This window comes from Brevundimonas sp. (genome assembly GCF_032055285.1).
Classification (GTDB): Bacteria; Pseudomonadota; Alphaproteobacteria; order Caulobacterales; family Caulobacteraceae; genus Brevundimonas.
In genome coordinates, this window is the sequence record NZ_DAMBRE010000003.1 from 359,328 (window position 1) to 375,015 (window position 15,688).

At 66.2% G+C, this 15,688-nt stretch carries 13 protein-coding genes; 7 read left to right on the plus strand and 6 right to left on the minus strand.

What is annotated here, in order from left to right; all coding sequences use genetic code 11:
* Positions 1-114: 114 nt before the first annotated feature.
* Positions 115-990 carry a LysR family transcriptional regulator gene (locus tag RTY13_RS09945; RefSeq protein WP_296173395.1) on the minus strand — a complete coding sequence of 292 codons (876 nt, stop codon included), beginning with the start codon at positions 988-990 and terminating at the stop codon, positions 115-117.
* Positions 991-1,212: 222 nt separating this feature from the next.
* Here RTY13_RS09945 and RTY13_RS09950 point away from each other — a divergent pair, with 222 nt between their 5' ends.
* A complete protein-coding gene (locus RTY13_RS09950) occupies positions 1,213-2,436 on the plus strand; it encodes a bifunctional alpha/beta hydrolase/OsmC family protein (protein ID WP_296173399.1) in 1,224 nt (407 codons plus the stop codon).
* A 30-nt stretch (positions 2,437-2,466) separates the two neighbouring features.
* Complete coding sequence (msrA, locus tag RTY13_RS09955; RefSeq protein WP_296173401.1) at positions 2,467-3,000, plus strand: peptide-methionine (S)-S-oxide reductase MsrA; 534 nt, start codon at positions 2,467-2,469, stop codon at positions 2,998-3,000.
* A 49-nt stretch (positions 3,001-3,049) separates the two neighbouring features.
* Here msrA and RTY13_RS09960 read toward each other — a convergent pair whose 3' ends face one another.
* Complete coding sequence (locus RTY13_RS09960; protein ID WP_312783083.1) at positions 3,050-4,027, minus strand: LysR family transcriptional regulator; 978 nt, start codon at positions 4,025-4,027, stop codon at positions 3,050-3,052.
* A 21-nt stretch (positions 4,028-4,048) separates the two neighbouring features.
* Between RTY13_RS09960 and RTY13_RS09965 the strand changes: the two genes are divergently transcribed.
* On the plus strand, positions 4,049-5,071 hold the full coding sequence (locus tag RTY13_RS09965; protein WP_312783084.1) for a zinc-binding alcohol dehydrogenase family protein: 1,023 nt from the start codon (positions 4,049-4,051) through the stop codon (positions 5,069-5,071).
* Between the two features lie 5 nt (positions 5,072-5,076).
* Here the strand turns inward: RTY13_RS09965 and RTY13_RS09970 are convergent, their stop codons facing one another.
* Complete coding sequence (locus RTY13_RS09970; protein WP_312783085.1) at positions 5,077-5,583, minus strand: MarR family winged helix-turn-helix transcriptional regulator; 507 nt, start codon at positions 5,581-5,583, stop codon at positions 5,077-5,079.
* A 354-nt stretch (positions 5,584-5,937) separates the two neighbouring features.
* On the opposite strand from RTY13_RS09970, the gene RTY13_RS09975 reads away from it, so the two are divergent.
* Both RTY13_RS09975 and RTY13_RS09980 read left to right on the plus strand, forming a co-directional pair.
* Positions 5,938-6,450 carry a MarR family winged helix-turn-helix transcriptional regulator gene (locus tag RTY13_RS09975; RefSeq protein ID WP_312783086.1) on the plus strand — a complete coding sequence of 171 codons (513 nt, stop codon included), beginning with the start codon at positions 5,938-5,940 and terminating at the stop codon, positions 6,448-6,450.
* Positions 6,451-6,547: 97 nt separating this feature from the next.
* On the plus strand, positions 6,548-7,312 hold the full coding sequence (locus tag RTY13_RS09980) for a hypothetical protein (RefSeq protein WP_312783088.1): 765 nt from the start codon (positions 6,548-6,550) through the stop codon (positions 7,310-7,312).
* A gap of 154 nt (positions 7,313-7,466) precedes the next feature.
* Here the strand turns inward: RTY13_RS09980 and RTY13_RS09985 are convergent, their stop codons facing one another.
* Genes RTY13_RS09985 through RTY13_RS09995 form a run of 3 tightly spaced genes read right to left on the minus strand, consistent with a single transcriptional unit; the run spans position 7,467 to position 10,065 of the window.
* Complete coding sequence (locus tag RTY13_RS09985) at positions 7,467-8,102, minus strand: GIY-YIG nuclease family protein (RefSeq protein ID WP_312783090.1); 636 nt, start codon at positions 8,100-8,102, stop codon at positions 7,467-7,469.
* A complete protein-coding gene (locus tag RTY13_RS09990) occupies positions 8,099-8,962 on the minus strand; it encodes a hypothetical protein (RefSeq protein WP_312783092.1) in 864 nt (287 codons plus the stop codon). The genes RTY13_RS09985 and RTY13_RS09990 overlap by 4 nt, the downstream gene beginning before the upstream one ends.
* Positions 8,956-10,065: a type IV toxin-antitoxin system AbiEi family antitoxin gene (locus tag RTY13_RS09995; RefSeq protein WP_312783094.1), complete on the minus strand. Its 1,110-nt coding sequence runs from the start codon at positions 10,063-10,065 to the stop codon at positions 8,956-8,958. The genes RTY13_RS09990 and RTY13_RS09995 overlap by 7 nt, the downstream gene beginning before the upstream one ends.
* A 238-nt stretch (positions 10,066-10,303) precedes the next feature.
* On the opposite strand from RTY13_RS09995, the gene RTY13_RS10000 reads away from it, so the two are divergent.
* Positions 10,304-13,885 carry an AAA domain-containing protein gene (locus tag RTY13_RS10000; protein WP_312783096.1) on the plus strand — a complete coding sequence of 1,194 codons (3,582 nt, stop codon included), beginning with the start codon at positions 10,304-10,306 and terminating at the stop codon, positions 13,883-13,885.
* Positions 13,882-15,684 carry a phospholipase D-like domain-containing protein gene (locus RTY13_RS10005; protein ID WP_312783099.1) on the plus strand — a complete coding sequence of 601 codons (1,803 nt, stop codon included), beginning with the start codon at positions 13,882-13,884 and terminating at the stop codon, positions 15,682-15,684. The genes RTY13_RS10000 and RTY13_RS10005 overlap by 4 nt, the downstream gene beginning before the upstream one ends.
* The last annotated feature ends 4 nt before the right edge of the window (positions 15,685-15,688 follow it).

Consider the following 15,688-nt stretch of genomic DNA (forward strand, 5'->3'; position numbering starts at 1 on the left):
ATACACTGCGCTCAGCTTATATTGTCAGTCGTAGCGTCGAGTATCGCAGCGCCTCAAGGATTTGGCCAATGCGTGGCGTCTATAGTTTCCATAGCCGTGAAGCTCCCGCCTCGTTCAACTCCACGCGTAGCCGGCCGCCAGTTGCGCGATCTTCCTGATTTCGACCGCCGCCGTGGAGCCGGACACCGTCGCCATCACGACCTCCCGCTCCAGTACGAAACCGTCGATCGGCCGGGTCACGAGGCCGTGCGCCGTGGCCGATCGTTCCGGAAGAATGCAGACGGCGTCGCTGGCGGCCACGACCCGCTGCACCCAGTCCTCGCGATCCGATCGGAACCGGGGACGCATGAGCATGTCCCCACGCAGGAAATGATCGAGGATCCGATCGCGAAACTCGCAGCTCAGCCGATCGACGAAGGGAAACGCAAGGAGGTCTTCCCCGCGCACGATCTCACTGGTCGCCAGGGGATGACGCTCAGCACAGCCGAGTACGAAGCGCTCCCGAAACAGGGGGTGCATATCCACCTTGCGGTCCGGCCTCGTTTCGCGCGGCAGGATGCAGGCGTGGTATTTTCCCGACAGGATCTCCGATGTGTCCTCACCCGACTGAAGCGAATGCAGCCTGATTTCGATCGCTGGCGCTTCCAACAGGATGCTCTCGAAGAAGGCCGCAAACCTCTCCGGTCCGATGCTGTGCGCGACGGCGACATCCAGCACGCGGTGCTTCCCCATCGCCCAATTCTCCGAATGATCGCGGACGCTCTTGATCGCCGCCATCATGCGCCTGAACTCCGCCTCGACGTCCTGACCGAGGCCGGTCAAGCGGCTGTTCTTCCCGTCGCGATGGATCAGCGGTCCGCCGAGCTCCTCCTCCAGGCGGCGGATGGCGCGGGTCAGACTGGGCTGTGACACGCCGCTCATCCGAGCCGCCGCCGTGAAGTTCAGCGTCTCGGCGAGGTGGATGAAATAGCTGACCTGAGTGAGTTCCATAGCCGTTCGGCCCATCCCTGACAGATGCCTCTACCGCCACGCCGCCAAGGACGGCGAACGGAGAAGTATGCGCGACGCATATAATATAGACCAAAGGGCTTGTCTATATGCGCGCCGCATATAATAAGAAGGCCTCGAGATGACGTTCACTGGTCAGCGACTGCGCTCTCGTCCTGAGGATCGGGAGCACCGCCGCCCGGCCGCGCGCTGAGGGTTCGACTTATGGCCGGAACAACATTCACCTTTGTCGGCGGGGACGGCGCCTCGCTGTCCGGGCGTCTTGAAGCCCCGGAGGGGACGCCGCGGGGCTGGGCGATCTTCGCCCACTGCTTCACCTGCGGGAAGGACAGTCACGCCGCCGTTCGTATCTCGCGCGCGCTGTCGCGGGCCGGGATCGGGGTGCTGCGGTTCGATTTCGCCGGAACCGGGACCCAGGGGATGGGGGGCGCTCTCAGCTTCCTGTCGGACGTCGAGGACCTTCGTGCGGCCGCTCAGGCCATGGCGGCGGCGGGGATGTCACCCTCCCTACTCGTCGGACACAGCCTGGGGGGCGCCGCTTCCATCATGGCCGCGGCGGAACTGCCTGACGTTGCGGCGGTGGCGACCATCGGCGCGCCGGCCGAACTCGAGCATATCCTGCAGAACCTGCGACCGGACGAGGTGGACGCCATCAGGCGCGAAGGCGAAGCCTCGGTGGACATCGCGGGCAGGTCCTTCCTCATTCGCCGCAGTTTCCTGGAAGCGGTCGAGAAGCTCGACGTCGAGACCTGCATGGCCGCCCTGCGACGTCCGGTGCTGATCCTCCATTCTCCGGTGGACCAGGTGGTCGGCCTCGATCACGCCTCGCGTCTGTTCGGTGCGTCCAAGCATCCGAAGAGCTTCATCTCGCTCGGTACGGCGGATCACCTTCTCACCGACATCGAGGATGCGAACTACGCCGCAGCCATGGTGGCGGCATGGGCAAGCCGTTTTCTCCCCCTCCTCATGGCCGATCTTCCGCAGGTCGAGGTTGCCGAGGGCGTCGTCGCCACCGAAACGCTCGCGGGCAAGTTCCAGCTCAATATCCGCAGCGGCGAGCATGTCTTGCTCGCCGACGAACCGGTGTCGGTCGGCGGTCTCGGGACCGGCCTGTCCCCCTTCGAACTGGTCTCCGCCGGCCTCGCAGCCTGTACGGTGATGACGATGCGTCTCTACGCGGACCGTAAGGGCTTCCCCCTCAAACGGGCGAGCACGACCGTGCAGCATGAGAAGATCAAGGACATGATGCCCCCCGACCGGTTCACCCGCACCGTCGTTCTCGAGGGGCCGCTGAGTGATGAGCAGCGCGCGCGCATCCTCGAGATCGCGGATCGATGCCCCGTTGATCTGACTCTCGTTCGCGGGTCTGACGTACAGACCGAACTGTCGGGCGCCAGCCTGGCCGGGAATTCCGCGACGCTGGCCTGACCTTGCCCGGACGGAAAAGGCGAACGAATCTTGAGCCAGGCAGGAACCACTAGAGAGGTCTCAGCGCCAGAGCGAGCCATCCTCGCAGGCGGCTGCTTCTGGGGCATGGAGGATATCCTGCGCCGGGCCCGGGGAGTCGTTTCGACGCGCGTCGGTTACACCGGCGGCGAAACCGCTGATCCGGCCTATGCGAACCATTCAAACCATGCGGAAGCGGTGGAGGTGACGTTTGACCCTTCAATCCTCAGCTATCGCGCGCTCTTGGAACTCTTCTTCCAAATCCACGACCCCTCGACCTACGAACAACAGGGCAGCGATTTCGGTCCAGGCTATCGGTCGGCCATTTTCTACACCACCGAGGCGCAGCGGGACGTCGCCCTGGCGACCATCGCCGAAATCGAGGCGTCAGGCCGGTGGCCCGGCCCGGTCGTTTCCGAGATCAATCCGGAAGAACCCTTCTGGGAGGCAGGGCCAGAGGACCAGAAATACCTCATGCGCAATCCCGGGGGCTACAGCAGCCACTTCGTGCGTCCGACCTGGCGTCTGGAACGCCCCGGTCGATGAGCCGGTCGGGCCGCTTTCGGGAAAGCGCAATCCTCGGATCACCGTTCCGCTACCCAGGGTGTGCGTTCTCGGCCTGAAAGAACGAAATCAGGGCGCGCAGCGCCGGCGGGGTCTGATGCCGGTTGGGATGATAGAGATAGAAGCCGGGGAAGGGCTTGCACCATTCGTCCAGGACACGGACGAGCGCCCCGCTGGCGATATGGGTCTCGACAGCCGCCTCGGGCAGGAAGATGAGTCCCATGCCGGCGACCGCCGCGTCCCGGAGGAATGCGGTGTCGTTGGCGACCAGCGGTCCCTCGACCCCCACCGTCACAATGCCTTCGGGCCCGGTGAAGCGCCAGCGCTCGAGCTTGCCCGTCGTCGCCCAGCGATACTTGAGGCAGGGATGTCCCGACAGGTCGTGCGGCGTGGCCGGAGGTGCGTGCTTGGCGAAATAGGCCGGAGAACCCGCCACCGCGAACCGGTAGGGCGGCGTCAGCCGTATGGCGACCATGTCCTGCGCCAGCCGCTCGCCGGCCCTTATCCCCGCATCGAAGCCTTCCGCCACGACATCGGTCAGACCATCGTCGACGACCATCTCCAGCCGCACGCCGGGGTGCAGGGCGTTGAAGAGCGGCAGGCGTGGCATTACGATCAGTTCCGCCGCCATTCGCGGAAGATTCAGGCGGATCGTTCCGACGGGATCGTCGCGAAGCGCGAGCGCATCTCCGAGCGCTTGGTCCAGACCGGCAATGGCCGGTGCGAGCTTGGCGTAAAGGACGGCTCCCGCCTCCGTCGGGTGGACGCTGCGTGTCGTCCGGTTGAACAGGCGCAACGCCAGGCGATCCTCGAGGCGACGCAGGGTCCGACTCAGGGCCGAGGGCGTGACGCCGAGGCGCAACGCGGCGTCCCGGAAGCTGCGTGCTTCGTGGATCGCCATGAAGGCCCGCAGCTCGGCGTAGTGGCCACCGTCCATCATTGTTTCCTTCAGGTCACCAGACCATCCCGCTTTATGGTCTTTTTCGCGCAGAAACGCGCGCCTAGTCATGGCTGATCGAGGGATTGGGCGATGGGCGGGACCGTGATCAATCAGGCCGCCTGGCAGTGCGCACCGGGCCATCCGCTGCGGATCGGCGTCTCCGATCTGCCCCAGCCGGCGGCTAACGAGATCCTGATCCGCAGCGCGGCTATCGCCATCAACCCGATCGACTGGATCCTGCAGGAGATCGCCCTGCTGCCCTGGCTCGAATATCCGGCGATCCTCGGCAGCGATGTCGCCGGGGAGGTCGCGGCGGTCGGCAGCGCCGTCGATCGGTTCAAGGTCGGCGATCGGGTCCTCGGACAGGCGGTCGGTACGACCGTCAACGAGCCCGCGCAGGGCGCCTTCCAGCACCACACCATCGTGCTGGAGCTCTTGGCCGCGCCGATCCCCGACGACATGGCCTTCACGGATGCCGCCGTCCTTCCCCTTGGCCTCGGCACCGCCGCGGGCGGCCTCTATGGACGGACGCAGCTGGCGCTGGCGCCACCCTCGCACGCGCCGGTCGCGCGCCCGGAGGTGGTTTTGGTCTGGGGCGGATCGTCGAGCGTCGGCTGCAACGCCATCCAGCTGGCTGTGGCGTCGGGCTACAGTTGCGTCGCCGTCGCCTCGGCGCGCAACGCCGGCCTGTTGAATACCCTCGGCGCCGGCGAGGTTCTCGACCACGCGAGCCCGACCCTGGTGGACGACGTCGTCGCGGCGCTGCGTGGGCGCCGTCTGGCCGGGACGTTGCACGCCACCGGCAGTATGGACGACTGTTTCGCCGTCGTCGCGAGATGCGACGGCTCGCGCCGGGTGGCGGCGACCCTGACGCCGCCCGAGTCACGGCCTGCGGGCATCGAGGCGACGCATATCTCCGGGACGAGCCTCAAGGACGACGACGTCGGTCCGATGATCTATCGCGACTTCCTGCCGCAAGCGCTCGCCTCGCGCACATTCGTCCCCGCGCCCCCGGCGAAGGTCGTGGGCCATGGCCTTGCAATGCTCCAACCCGCTCTGGAGGCGTTGAAGGCCGGCGTTTCCGCTTCGAAGGTCGTCGTCACCCTTCCCTGAGGAACCTACGCCTCGTCAGTCGCTTCGCGGTCCACCCCTCGCTCGAGCAGTTCGGCGTCAACGGGGCAGTTCGTACAGCCCGCGTAGCAGCACAGGCGGCAGATGCGGTACGAGTGCCCGAGGTTTTCCAGGCGATCGCGCAGAACGCGTTCGGCGATGTCGCTCAGGATCCTCAACTCGCCCGGCTCCAGGATCGACAGCCCCTCGGCGATGACCTGATCGCGCGAGGCGAGCACCTCGCCGCTGGCGACTTCTCCGGTCGCCGTCAGATAGAGGGACCGCGCGCGCCCATCCGTCAGATGCTCCCGGCGCTCGATCAGACCCTCTGCCGACAATCGATCCACCAGGCGAACGGTCCCGGCGTGTGACAGACCCACCCCGACCGCCAGCATGCCTATCGAGAGCCCGGGCTTGTGCGAGAGCAAGGCCAGCGCCGAGGCGGCGGGTCCGGCTTCGGGCGCCCGCGATGAACTGGCACGAACGATGTCGTCGCTGATCATCAGTGCGAACACGCCGAATATATTTCGAGCTCGAGGTCCATCCATCGTGCTGTCTATATGTGCGCCAAGCATAGACGGCAAGCGGACAGTGGCGGCTACAGACTGCGCGAACAACCGTCAAGACCTTGTATTTAAATACAACTTTGGATTTATTATCGAGCTTGAGACGCGGAAAAAGGGGTCCAGCGCACAAGCCGGCAGAAATTACCGATACCTGGCAGCTATCGACGCAGCTCTTGAGATCATCCGCATGCGGTCAAGTCCGCCGGGTAGTTCGCGGTTCCTACCTGGGGGCCTCTTGACGGCAGGCCCTCGACATCTCCCGCGCCTGATTATATGCACGACGCATATACCGGAGCCCGCGCAATGGACGACCCCTCTGATCGCCTGATCAACACCTTCGGCGCCCTCTCGCAGGCGGTGTCCGACCGGGTTCGACGGGCGATCGCAGAGGCCTTCAACGCAGGCGGTCAAACAGCGGCCGCACTCATCGCCATCGGCCATGAGCCGGGGATGTCGATCGGTCAGATCCGCCAGATCCTCCGGCTGTCTCATGCCGGAGCCGTCCGGGTCGTCGAGAGGCTCGGAGATCAGGGCCTGGTCGAGAAATCGCAGTCGTCCTCAGATCGTCGCGTGGTTCACGTCACCCTCACCGCACAGGGTCAGGTCCAGCGCGCCGAGCTCCTCGGACTTCGCAGGGCCGCCCTGGCGGACCTCCTCGGCAAGGTCTCCGTCGAGGACCGCGTCGCCCTGGAGCGGGCCGCCGACGCCATCCTGTCGTCGGTGTTCGGCGACGCCCAGGGGGGTTGGGCGACCTGCCGCCTCTGCGACCGCGCACGCTGCGACGACTGCCCGGTCGACAGACATCGTCCGTGTTAAAGGGCGAGAACCGTTCTGAGACGTCTGGAGCGCCTCGCGCGTTCGCACCCGGGAGGCCGCGACAACCGGCTCTTTCGCCTGTAGCCGGGAAGATATGATGCCTGTGTTCGTCCAAGCCGGCCTGTGGGGACTGTTCTCGGCCAGCGGCCTGACGATCGGCGCCCTGCTCGCCGTCACCCTCTACAACCGGCTGTCCCACCGCGTCATCGCCGGCGTGATGGGGTTCGGAGGCGGGGTTCTGATCGCCGTGGTCGCCGTCGAGCTGATGACGGAGGCCTACACGCGTGGGGACCCTCTCTCCGCCGTCGCCGGCCTTCTTGTCGGGGGCGGGGTGTTCAGTTTCATCAACTGGCGTCTCGCCAAGCGGGGCGCGAAGAACCGCAACCGGTGCGGAGACTGCGTCGCCCAGCCCAGCGAAACGGACCAGAAGGGGAGCGGCCTCGCCATCGCGGTGGGCGCCGTGCTGGACGGGATTCCCGAGGCCCTGGTCATCGGCCTGTCGCTGCTCGGCGGGGGCAAGCTCGCCGCAGGCGTGGTCGCGGGCTTCTTTCTCGCCAACATCCCTCAGGGCCTTTCCAGCGCGTCCGGCATGCGGCTGGCGGGTCGTTCGCAGCGCTACATCTTCACGGTCTGGCTGGGGATACCGGTCATCACCGCCGCGGCGGCGGCGCTGGGCGCGCTGGTCCTCGGTTCGGCCTCAGACCAGGTCCCGGCGGTGATCCTCGCCTTCGCCGCCGGCGCCGTTCTGGCGATGCTCGCCGAGGCGATGATCCCCGAGGCGTTCGAGAACGCCCAGCCCTTCATCGGCCTGATCACAGTGGTCGGTTTCCTCGCCGCCTTCCTGCTCCTGCAGCTCCACTGAACGTCGGGACGATGCTGGGTGCGAGCCGCTTCCCTGTTCCGGTCGCCGGTCGCTCATACGCCGCCTTGATTGACGGAACACCCAATCCAGAAGACGAACCCGCAAATAACGACGGCGATGACGACCTCGATCATGCGCAAGGCCGCGGCGGCGTCTACGACGCTGCCCTTCGCCTTCCGCCTCCGTCGGCGACGATGGGGAAACCGAGCGCCGCCGCCACCGCCTTCTGCCGGACCTGGCTGATCGCCCGGGTATGTCGCGGCGAGGGATTGTCGCGGATGTTCAGGGGCAGGACGAGACCGGATTGCAGAAGCCGATGCTCCAGCAGCCAGGGTTCGGTCGCCGTCGTCCAGGCGACGAAGGCGTTGTCCGACATCCAGCGATCGAGCGCCTGTTCGCCGGGGTTGGTGAAGGTCAGGCGACGGCCGGACCCGACACGACGCAAGGGGTAGCCGGTCTCCTCCGCGAGGAGGCAACCGAGGGTCTTGCGCAGGGTCGAGCCCTCAGCGTTGCCGGCGTAGTGTGTCCGCAGTCTCTGCCTCAGAGTCGATCTCGAGGGTCCGCGACCGTTGGCCGGCGGTTGCTTCGGCGAGATGCCGACATAGAGCAGCGTCAGACCCTCGACATTGTGACAGCCGTCGGCATCGATCCCGGGCGGAACGTCGCGGAAGTACCAGCCGTAGAGCCCCGCAACCGCGGGGACGGGCGACGGCCGCGCCAGCGCGTCGGCGCGCGACAGAAGCTGATCCGCCCGGATGATATGAGGAAAGGGCGCGTCCGCCACGGTCATCGGATCGCGATCGCCTTCAGGAAGGCGTCGATCTGGCCGAAAGCGTCGGTCTGCCATTCCTCCTCGTCCCGACCGTCGAGGATGCCCTGTTCGGCAGCGAAACGCCGAACGGAGACGGGCCCCGTGTAGTCGCGGTCCCGGAACTTGCCGGCGATGCCGGCGAAACCCTCGATCGCCGTGTCGATCTTCAGCAGGGGTTGGCAGTCCCGGACCAGGGCTTCCAGCCCGTCGGGGTAATTCCGGATGCTGTACCAGACATCGTAGGCGTCCTTGTCCTTCAGCCGCCCGACGAGGGCGAACCCCTTCATGACGAGGAAGGCCGGGATGGTGGCCACGGACAGCTCGACTTCGTTGCGTCCGCCTTCAGGCATCTCGGCCTCGACGGCGATCAGGTCGTTGAACCGCAGCGCCATGTCCGCGCCGCTGGCCGGGATGACCGCGAAGTCAGGGATCAGCGGCGGACGGTTCCTTTTGATCTTCGCGTGTTTGGGCATCAGGAAATCGACGACGATCTTGATCGCCGGCTCGCCGTTTTCACCGGGAACCTCGCGGGTCAGCTGGAAGACTTCGCCGTCTGCGGGCTGGCGATAGTCGGCCGCCAGAAGGGTGTCCACGAGACCCTTGTACTGGCCGTCGGCCAGGGCCTCGGCGTCCAGCGCCAGGTCGATGTCGATGGATCCGATATGGACCGTGTCGGCGTTGGGAATCTGCAGCCACGGCACATTGCCGCCTATGATGGCGAACTTGCCCCTGTAGTCGCCCAGCACCTGGCCGAGCTCGACCAGTACCCGTTTGACGGCCTCGGTGGTCCGGGGCCCATAGGGATGCGGCCCGGGCCGCGGAACAGCCGGCTTCACCATGGCAGTCGCTCGGCACGAAGATGGTCCGCCGCTTCCCGGTCCCGTTCGCCGCCCCGGTAGAGGTCGAGGTAGGTCTGGACCAGACTGGTCGCCCTGAGCCCGCTGCCCACATCAACCGCATCCATCAACGGTCCGTCGTCCTCCAGGACCGTGATCCAGACATTGGGGCCCTTTGGCGCGGGTTCGAGCGCCAGAGCCTTCGCCAGGGTCTCGGCGCCGGTCCGGTCGGCATAGAGTTCGACCGAACCGGCCGCGAGCCACGGCGCATGCCAGTTCGCCGCCGAGCGGCCCGCCAGGGCGGCGTGCGGGCCCGCAGTCCTGACGGCCGCTTCAACCGCCTTCTCGAGCGGGCCGCCGTGGAGCGTCGTGTAGTAGCCTCGCCGGGTTCCCGCCGGGGCAATGTCCGAACGCCAGGCGTCGAGGAGCTGGTCCGGATTGCGGACGACGACGCCGTCCGGAGTCTCCTCGATCCAGTCCCGCTCCAGCAGGGCGGTCTTGAGCTTGTGGACCTGGCCGATGCTGACCTGTGTCGCCTCGGCGATTTCGCCCAGGCGTCGGGGCTCCTGGCCGGGCCTGAGCAGGTAGCGCAGGACCCGGGCGGACTTCGGCTTGAACAGGGATTTGAGATCGCGCTTCTCGGCCGCCGGCGTCTCGGCCACCTCGCGGTTGATGTAGAGGCCGGGCAGCACGAGCCGGGCGTTGCCGAACAGGTCGCAGTAGTTGACCTCGAAGTCCCGACACATCTCCCGCACCTGTGGCGACAGATAGGGAGCGACGAAGATCAGGGCCGGGTTCCAGTTTCCGTGTTTCGCGGCCTGGCGCGACTGGTAGCTGATCAGCTGGTCGATGGCGTGACGCGCGGTTCGCGGCGACCCCGAGGTTTTCACCTCGGCGAGAAGAATATGGCTTGAGCCCCCAACGTCGAAGTCGATCCTGAAGTCCACCCCGCGATCAGGCATGTTGGCTTCGCGAACCACGTCGCCCACGGTCAGGGCCGGCACGTCATTCAACAGGCTGACGACCGCTGCAACCGCCTCGACTTCCAGCTCTACCGGATCATACAGTTTCACCATCCGGTGAAAGTGGCCATTATGGTGAACCATGTCAAATGGTTTTCACTGAATTTGCCCGTTTCACCGAGCGGTGAAAAGTGTTTCGCGCAAGATCACGTTTGATCTTACTGACTTGCAGCCCCTTCAGCAGGCTTCGAATCGGTGCAGTTTGAACGTGTGAAGAGCGTCCTGCCCATACCGTTGCGCGAACCAAGCGATCCTCAGGCTCCAGACGCGGCCAGGGGCTGTTTCGCCTCGCCCCAACAGTCTTGATTGGGGACGGATTCCAATGCCGGTGACGCAACGCAAACCTGTCCTTTGCCCTCTCGAAGACCGGTTTGCGTTTCCTGAGGCGGCGCTCGCCCCGGGTGATCACACGGCATTCCGCGCCACCCTGTTCGAGGTCGAGGAGATCGCGACAGGACGTGAGTTGACCCTGAAGCTCTGGCGCAAGACCGGCGGACCCGCAGACGCGGATCTGCGAGAACTCTGGCGCCACGAGATGCGTCAGATCACCCGCCTCATGGCCAACCCCGGCGCTGGCAACCTGATCGTCGATCTTCTGGAGCTGGTGGAGGATGCCGACCATTTCGGTCTCGTTCTGGAGAGGGTCGGTCAGCCTCTGAGCGAGAAACGCAAACGCGTGCCGCAGAGCCACTGGCTCCGTCTGCTTGAAGCGCCTCGTCCCCGCAGCCTTCTCTGGCGAAACGTCGCCCGTTTGGTCGAGGCGCTCGGTCTCGTCCACGACCAGGGGCTGATGCACGGTTCGGTCTGTGCCGAGAACGTCATGACAGAGGGCGACCCCGCCCAGCCGGACTTCCAGCTCGGCGGTCTGGAGTGGTCCCTCGATCTGATCAACGAAGGCCCGGGCGGAGCCCACGCCGATGTCAGCGAGCGTGCGGCCGTTCTTCGCCCGCCCACCTATTCCTTCGCCGAGGATTGGCGCTGTTTGGGGCTGATGATTCTCGAACTGCTCGGCCTGACGGTTCGGAATGGCGACGGGTTCGTCTCGGCGGAGGGCAGACCCGCGATCGACGCGAGCCTGTCCGCAGCCGAACGACAGCTTCTCCGGCGACTGGTGACACCGGCGCGGTTCGATCAACTCGACGCCCGCTCCATTGGCGAAGCGATCGAGGACTTGTTGCTCACGCTGACGCGCGCCTCGGTCACCCAGGCCGGGAGCTTGGTACTGGCCTTCGCCGGAAAAGCAGGGCTCGGCCGAGCGGTTTTCGACGCCACGGACGGCGCCATCGCTGTGGACGAGACCCGTAACCAGCTCGACTGGGTGCGCGCCGATTTCGACGGCGGAGCGACGCTTCTGATCCCGTCCCGTTTTGATCCTACGAAACACGGTCTCCGACTGGTCACCGGCCAGCTCGTGATGACGCTCAGGGCATCGGTGTCCAATGGCGTCCCCAGCTGGGATGCCGCCATCTGCGAACGGGTCTTCCCACGCGATCGTCGTTTTGAACCGCGTGGCGATCGGCAACATGACATCACCCAGTCCATTCAGATCGCCCGCAATGCGACGGAGGCGGAAACCCTCAAACTCCGGCTGGGACCGGATGCGCTGGACTGGAGCGCGTTCGCCGCCGACGACCGACCGGAACGCGACGATCCCGTCGCCGACGTCGGGGATGCGCTGTTCGTCGCCCAACTGGTCGAGGGGGTGGTCAAGGCCGCTGAAGCCCTGCCGGTCGAAATCCTCGAGCGCCGACGCGAGAACGGCCGGCCCGTGGTGGCGGTGCGCGCCCTCCCGAGGAGCGATCGGGATCAACTCGCTCGCAAGCTTGGCATGGCCCAGGGCGAGGTGGCGATGCGGCGCCTGTTCGACGATGACGGGCGGGACGCGGAAATGCGGTGGCGGCTCGGCCGCTCCGCCGCGATGAAGGCGTCTCGCACTTTCGATACAGCGGCGCATTTCGTCGGGGCTTGCACGATCGACGGCAGGCAGGCGTACCGCTTCGAGATCGATGAGCCTCTCGATGGCTACGATGGACCGCTGTTCCTCAAACCGCAGAGCGACACCGGTTCCGAGCAGGTCATCGCACGCCGCCTGCGGGTGCTGAAGGCGTTGGCGGGCCGGCCCGACCTGACCGATATGCTGACCAATCCCTGGCGCGTCCGGCGGTCGACCGGAGAAGGCCTGAGCGAGAAGGAACGCGGTCTGAAGAGCTTCAAGGTTCTCGACGCGCCGAAGCAGGCGGCTCTGGCCGCCGCCTTCGAGGTCGCGCCGACCCTGCTGGTCGTAGGGCCGCCCGGTGTTGGCAAGACCCGGCTTGCGACCGAGATCGTCACCCGGCGCTTCGATCGCGAGCCCAACAGCCGAATGCTGATCTGCGCCCAGGGGCACGACGCGCTGAACCATCTCCAGGAGAAGGTGCAAGAGGCGTTGGCCATGTCCGGCGCAGACAAGGTCCTCGTCATCCGCTCCTCGACGCCCGAACGCCAGGCGCGCCTTCCCCAGGAGGTGGAGGCCCGTGCACTGGATCTGCTCCGGACCCTAGAAACGAGCGCGGGGGTCGCCGCAGCTCCGCCCAGCCTCGGGGAGGCGGTCAAGGCGCTGCGGGTTTCGGTCGAGGACAGCCTCGAACGCAAGGCCGACCTCATGGTCGGCGACCGGGTGGCTCTCGGGGCGTTGGCCAGCCTGCTGCTCGACGCGGCGGATATCGTGATCTCGACCCTGAACTCGCGCGACGTTGAGCGACTCGTCGAGTCCCGCGCCCAGTTTGACTGGGTGATCGTGGAGGAAGCGGCGCGGGCAACCGGGCCGGAACTGGCGGGTGCGCTCATGCTGTCAGGCAGACGCCTGCTGATCGGGGACCATAACCAGCTCCCGGCTTTCGACGCTCCGCGCATGCGGACGATCCTGTCGAGCCACGCCCTGACCCAGACGGCGCTGGCGGAGGCGAAGGTCCTGCTGGCGCCCATGCTCGATGAGGAGTGGACGACGCGTCTGGGTCGGCTCCTCGCCGCAGACCCGGGTGACCAGCGCGCGACGGGAGAGCGTGCGCACCGACTGTTCGCACCGTTCGAGACCCTGGTCGCCGAGGATGAGCGACAGGCCAAACAACGCGTCGGCCATCGCCCGATCGCGGAAACTCTGACCGAACAGCGACGGATGGATCCGGCCATCGCCGAGGTCGTTTCCAAGGCCTTTTACGACGGCGGCCTGACGACGTCGGCGTCGCGGATCGCCGAGGTCGAGGCGGACGCTTCCCCACTACGCTATCTGGAGCCGATGACGGCTTCGCCGATCGTCGTCGTCGACTTCCCGCACGTGAGCCGGCCCAAACCCGGTGAACCGAGCGCGGAGGAGGAGGTCGGGCGGCTGAGAAACAGCGTCGAGGCCGACGCCGTCATGGCCGTGTTGCGCCACGTTCGTGCGGCCGACGGGACGCGGCCGACCTTGGCTATCCTTTCGCCCTACAAGGCCCAGGTCGAACATTTGCAACGCCGTCTGACGTACGGGCTTTCGAGAGACCTCAAGCACCTGGACGCCTTCGCGCCGGTCCGAAGCGACGGCGCGTTTGTCGGCACGATAGATTCCTTCCAGGGTAACGAGGCCGACCTCGTCCTCCTTTCCCTGGTCAGAAACAATCCACGCACGGGGCTGGGGGCGGTCGGATTCCTGCGGGAGAAGGCCCGCATGAACGTGGCCCTCAGCCGCGCCAAGGACCAGCTGGTGATCGTCGGCAGTCTGGATTTCCTGAAAGAGGCGGTCCGCGGGGTCAATCCGGATGAAGAGGCGCACAGCCTTGATTTCCTGACCGACATGATCGCGGCGATCGAGGATGCTGAGGGACGGAAGCGCAAGGGCGTTCCCCTGGCGACCAGCCTGCCACCATCCGCCTTGGGACTCATTCGATGAGCGTCCTCATCGCAGTGCCGATGGCCCGAATTTCGATGCGCGTGACGATCGAAACGTCTCGCGCCTGGTCGGTGGTTGATGAGGCGATCCTGCTGGCCATCGGACGCCAGTCCGTGGGGCTCGATGGTCTGGTCGGCCAACTGGCCGTGCCCAGACAGGTCGTCGTCGCATCCGTGACCCGGCTGATGCGCTTCAGGCTCGTCGAGATCGCGCTCGTCGGCGCGACGTCGGCGTTTCAACTCAGCGAGTTCGGTCGCCGATCGACGAGTGCCGGAGCGCCATTGCCGACCTTCCCGAAATTCGCCCCACGAAAGGTGGCGTTCGTCGTAGATTTCGCGACCGGAGAGTTCTTCAATGCCTCCCAGGTACGCCGGTCGACCCACGCCAAGCTCGAGGCGGAAAGCGCGGCCGGCCGGGAAGTGCGGTACATCGAGGTACGCGACGGCGGCCCGTCCCTGTCACCCGAGGCCAACATGGCCCGTCTGAGCGAGATCGCCGTCCGCAACTGGGACGAGCAGGTGGCCGGGGTCAACACGGGGGCTGCCGCGGTGCGGGAGGACGAGTTCATGGTCTTCCCGGTCGCGGACGGTGTGGTCCAGGGCCTACCGGACAAGGTCGGACCACGACTGCGCGGCCTGGTGGAGGATGCCGCCGCCCGACCCGCAGGCACCCGCAGTATCGTCGTCTCCTACAATGGCCCCGGGGAGACGCCGATCGAGGCCTTGCCGACCCACGCCTGCCGCATCGGGCCTGACGACGTGATCATCGGCGGCGCGGCTCACAGGAACGCTCTGGGCGATCTTCTGGCGCGCGCGCACCGCAGGCTGATCCTCCACTCGACTTTCCTGGACCTTGAGCGCTTCAGGGCCCTCCTCGGGCCGATCCGCGACGCCTGCCGTCGCGGAGTCCGCATCGACATCCTCTGGGGCGACAATGACGATCTCGACGTGGATGACGACAAGCCACGCAAGACCGCTCTCGTCGTTCCTAAGATCGCCGACCTCGTCCGTGACGACCCTGAACTGCGGGGCAACGTCCGCTTCCAGATGAACACCACCGGCTCGCACGCCAAGATCGTCCTGCTCGATACGGAGTATGACGGCTGGATGGCCGTCGTCGGCTCCTGCAACTGGCTTTCGACCCCGTTCAACGCCGTCGAGCTGTCGGTCATTCTGCGCGACGCTCACGCCGTCGCCGATGTTTGCCGGATCGTTCAGGTCATGACCGGTCGCCGGGGCGTGGCGGACGATCTCGCCCACGAACTCGCGATCACGGCCAACGACCTTCGTCGCGAACCGGAGCGCGGAGGTCCTGATCGCGTCACTCTGGTCGTCGGCGGCGCCCACGATGGTCTGATGCGTCGCGCGGCCGAGTCGGCGAAGCGACGCCTGACCGTCGTTTGCCATCGCCTGGGCTCGACGGCCCGTCCCGGGGCGATCCTGCAAGGCGAGGCGGCCGCCGAGCGCGAGGTCGATGTGACGGTGCTCTACACAATGCCCGCCGGCCCACTCAAGAAACGCCATGCCCGCGTTCTGGTTGAAGAGGCGGCGGGAAACGGTGTTCGGCTTGCGTGCGTCGGCAAGACCCATCTGCACGGCAAGTTCATTCTCTGGGACGCGGACGATGTTGTGGTCACGAGCCTGAACTGGACCTCAAGCGCGGTCGATCACGATGCGCCATGGAACGACGTCGGCGTCCACATCTCCTCGCTCGGGATCGCCGACAGCGTCCATCGGCGTCTCGCGGCCATCTATCCTGACCTCTTGCCGGCGACGCTCCCGAAGTCTGCTGAGGGATGAAGAG

Excerpts from the sequence above, each read along its gene's own strand:
- RTY13_RS09945 (WP_296173395.1), bottom strand. The coding sequence starts at position 990 with ATGGAACTCACTCAGGTCAGCTATTTCATCCACCTCGCCGAGACGCTG.
- RTY13_RS09950 (WP_296173399.1), top strand. The coding sequence starts at position 1,213 with ATGGCCGGAACAACATTCACCTTTGTCGGCGGGGACGGCGCCTCGCTG.
- RTY13_RS09960 (WP_312783083.1), bottom strand. The coding sequence starts at position 4,027 with ATGACTAGGCGCGCGTTTCTGCGCGAAAAAGACCATAAAGCGGGATGG.
- RTY13_RS09965 (WP_312783084.1), top strand. The coding sequence starts at position 4,049 with ATGGGCGGGACCGTGATCAATCAGGCCGCCTGGCAGTGCGCACCGGGC.
- RTY13_RS09975 (WP_312783086.1), top strand. The coding sequence starts at position 5,938 with ATGGACGACCCCTCTGATCGCCTGATCAACACCTTCGGCGCCCTCTCG.
- RTY13_RS09980 (WP_312783088.1), top strand. The coding sequence starts at position 6,548 with ATGCCTGTGTTCGTCCAAGCCGGCCTGTGGGGACTGTTCTCGGCCAGC.
- RTY13_RS09985 (WP_312783090.1), bottom strand. The coding sequence starts at position 8,102 with ATGACCGTGGCGGACGCGCCCTTTCCTCATATCATCCGGGCGGATCAG.
- RTY13_RS09990 (WP_312783092.1), bottom strand. The coding sequence starts at position 8,962 with ATGGTGAAGCCGGCTGTTCCGCGGCCCGGGCCGCATCCCTATGGGCCC.
- RTY13_RS09995 (WP_312783094.1), bottom strand. The coding sequence starts at position 10,065 with ATGGTTCACCATAATGGCCACTTTCACCGGATGGTGAAACTGTATGAT.
- RTY13_RS10000 (WP_312783096.1), top strand. The coding sequence starts at position 10,304 with ATGCCGGTGACGCAACGCAAACCTGTCCTTTGCCCTCTCGAAGACCGG.
- RTY13_RS10005 (WP_312783099.1), top strand. The coding sequence starts at position 13,882 with ATGAGCGTCCTCATCGCAGTGCCGATGGCCCGAATTTCGATGCGCGTG.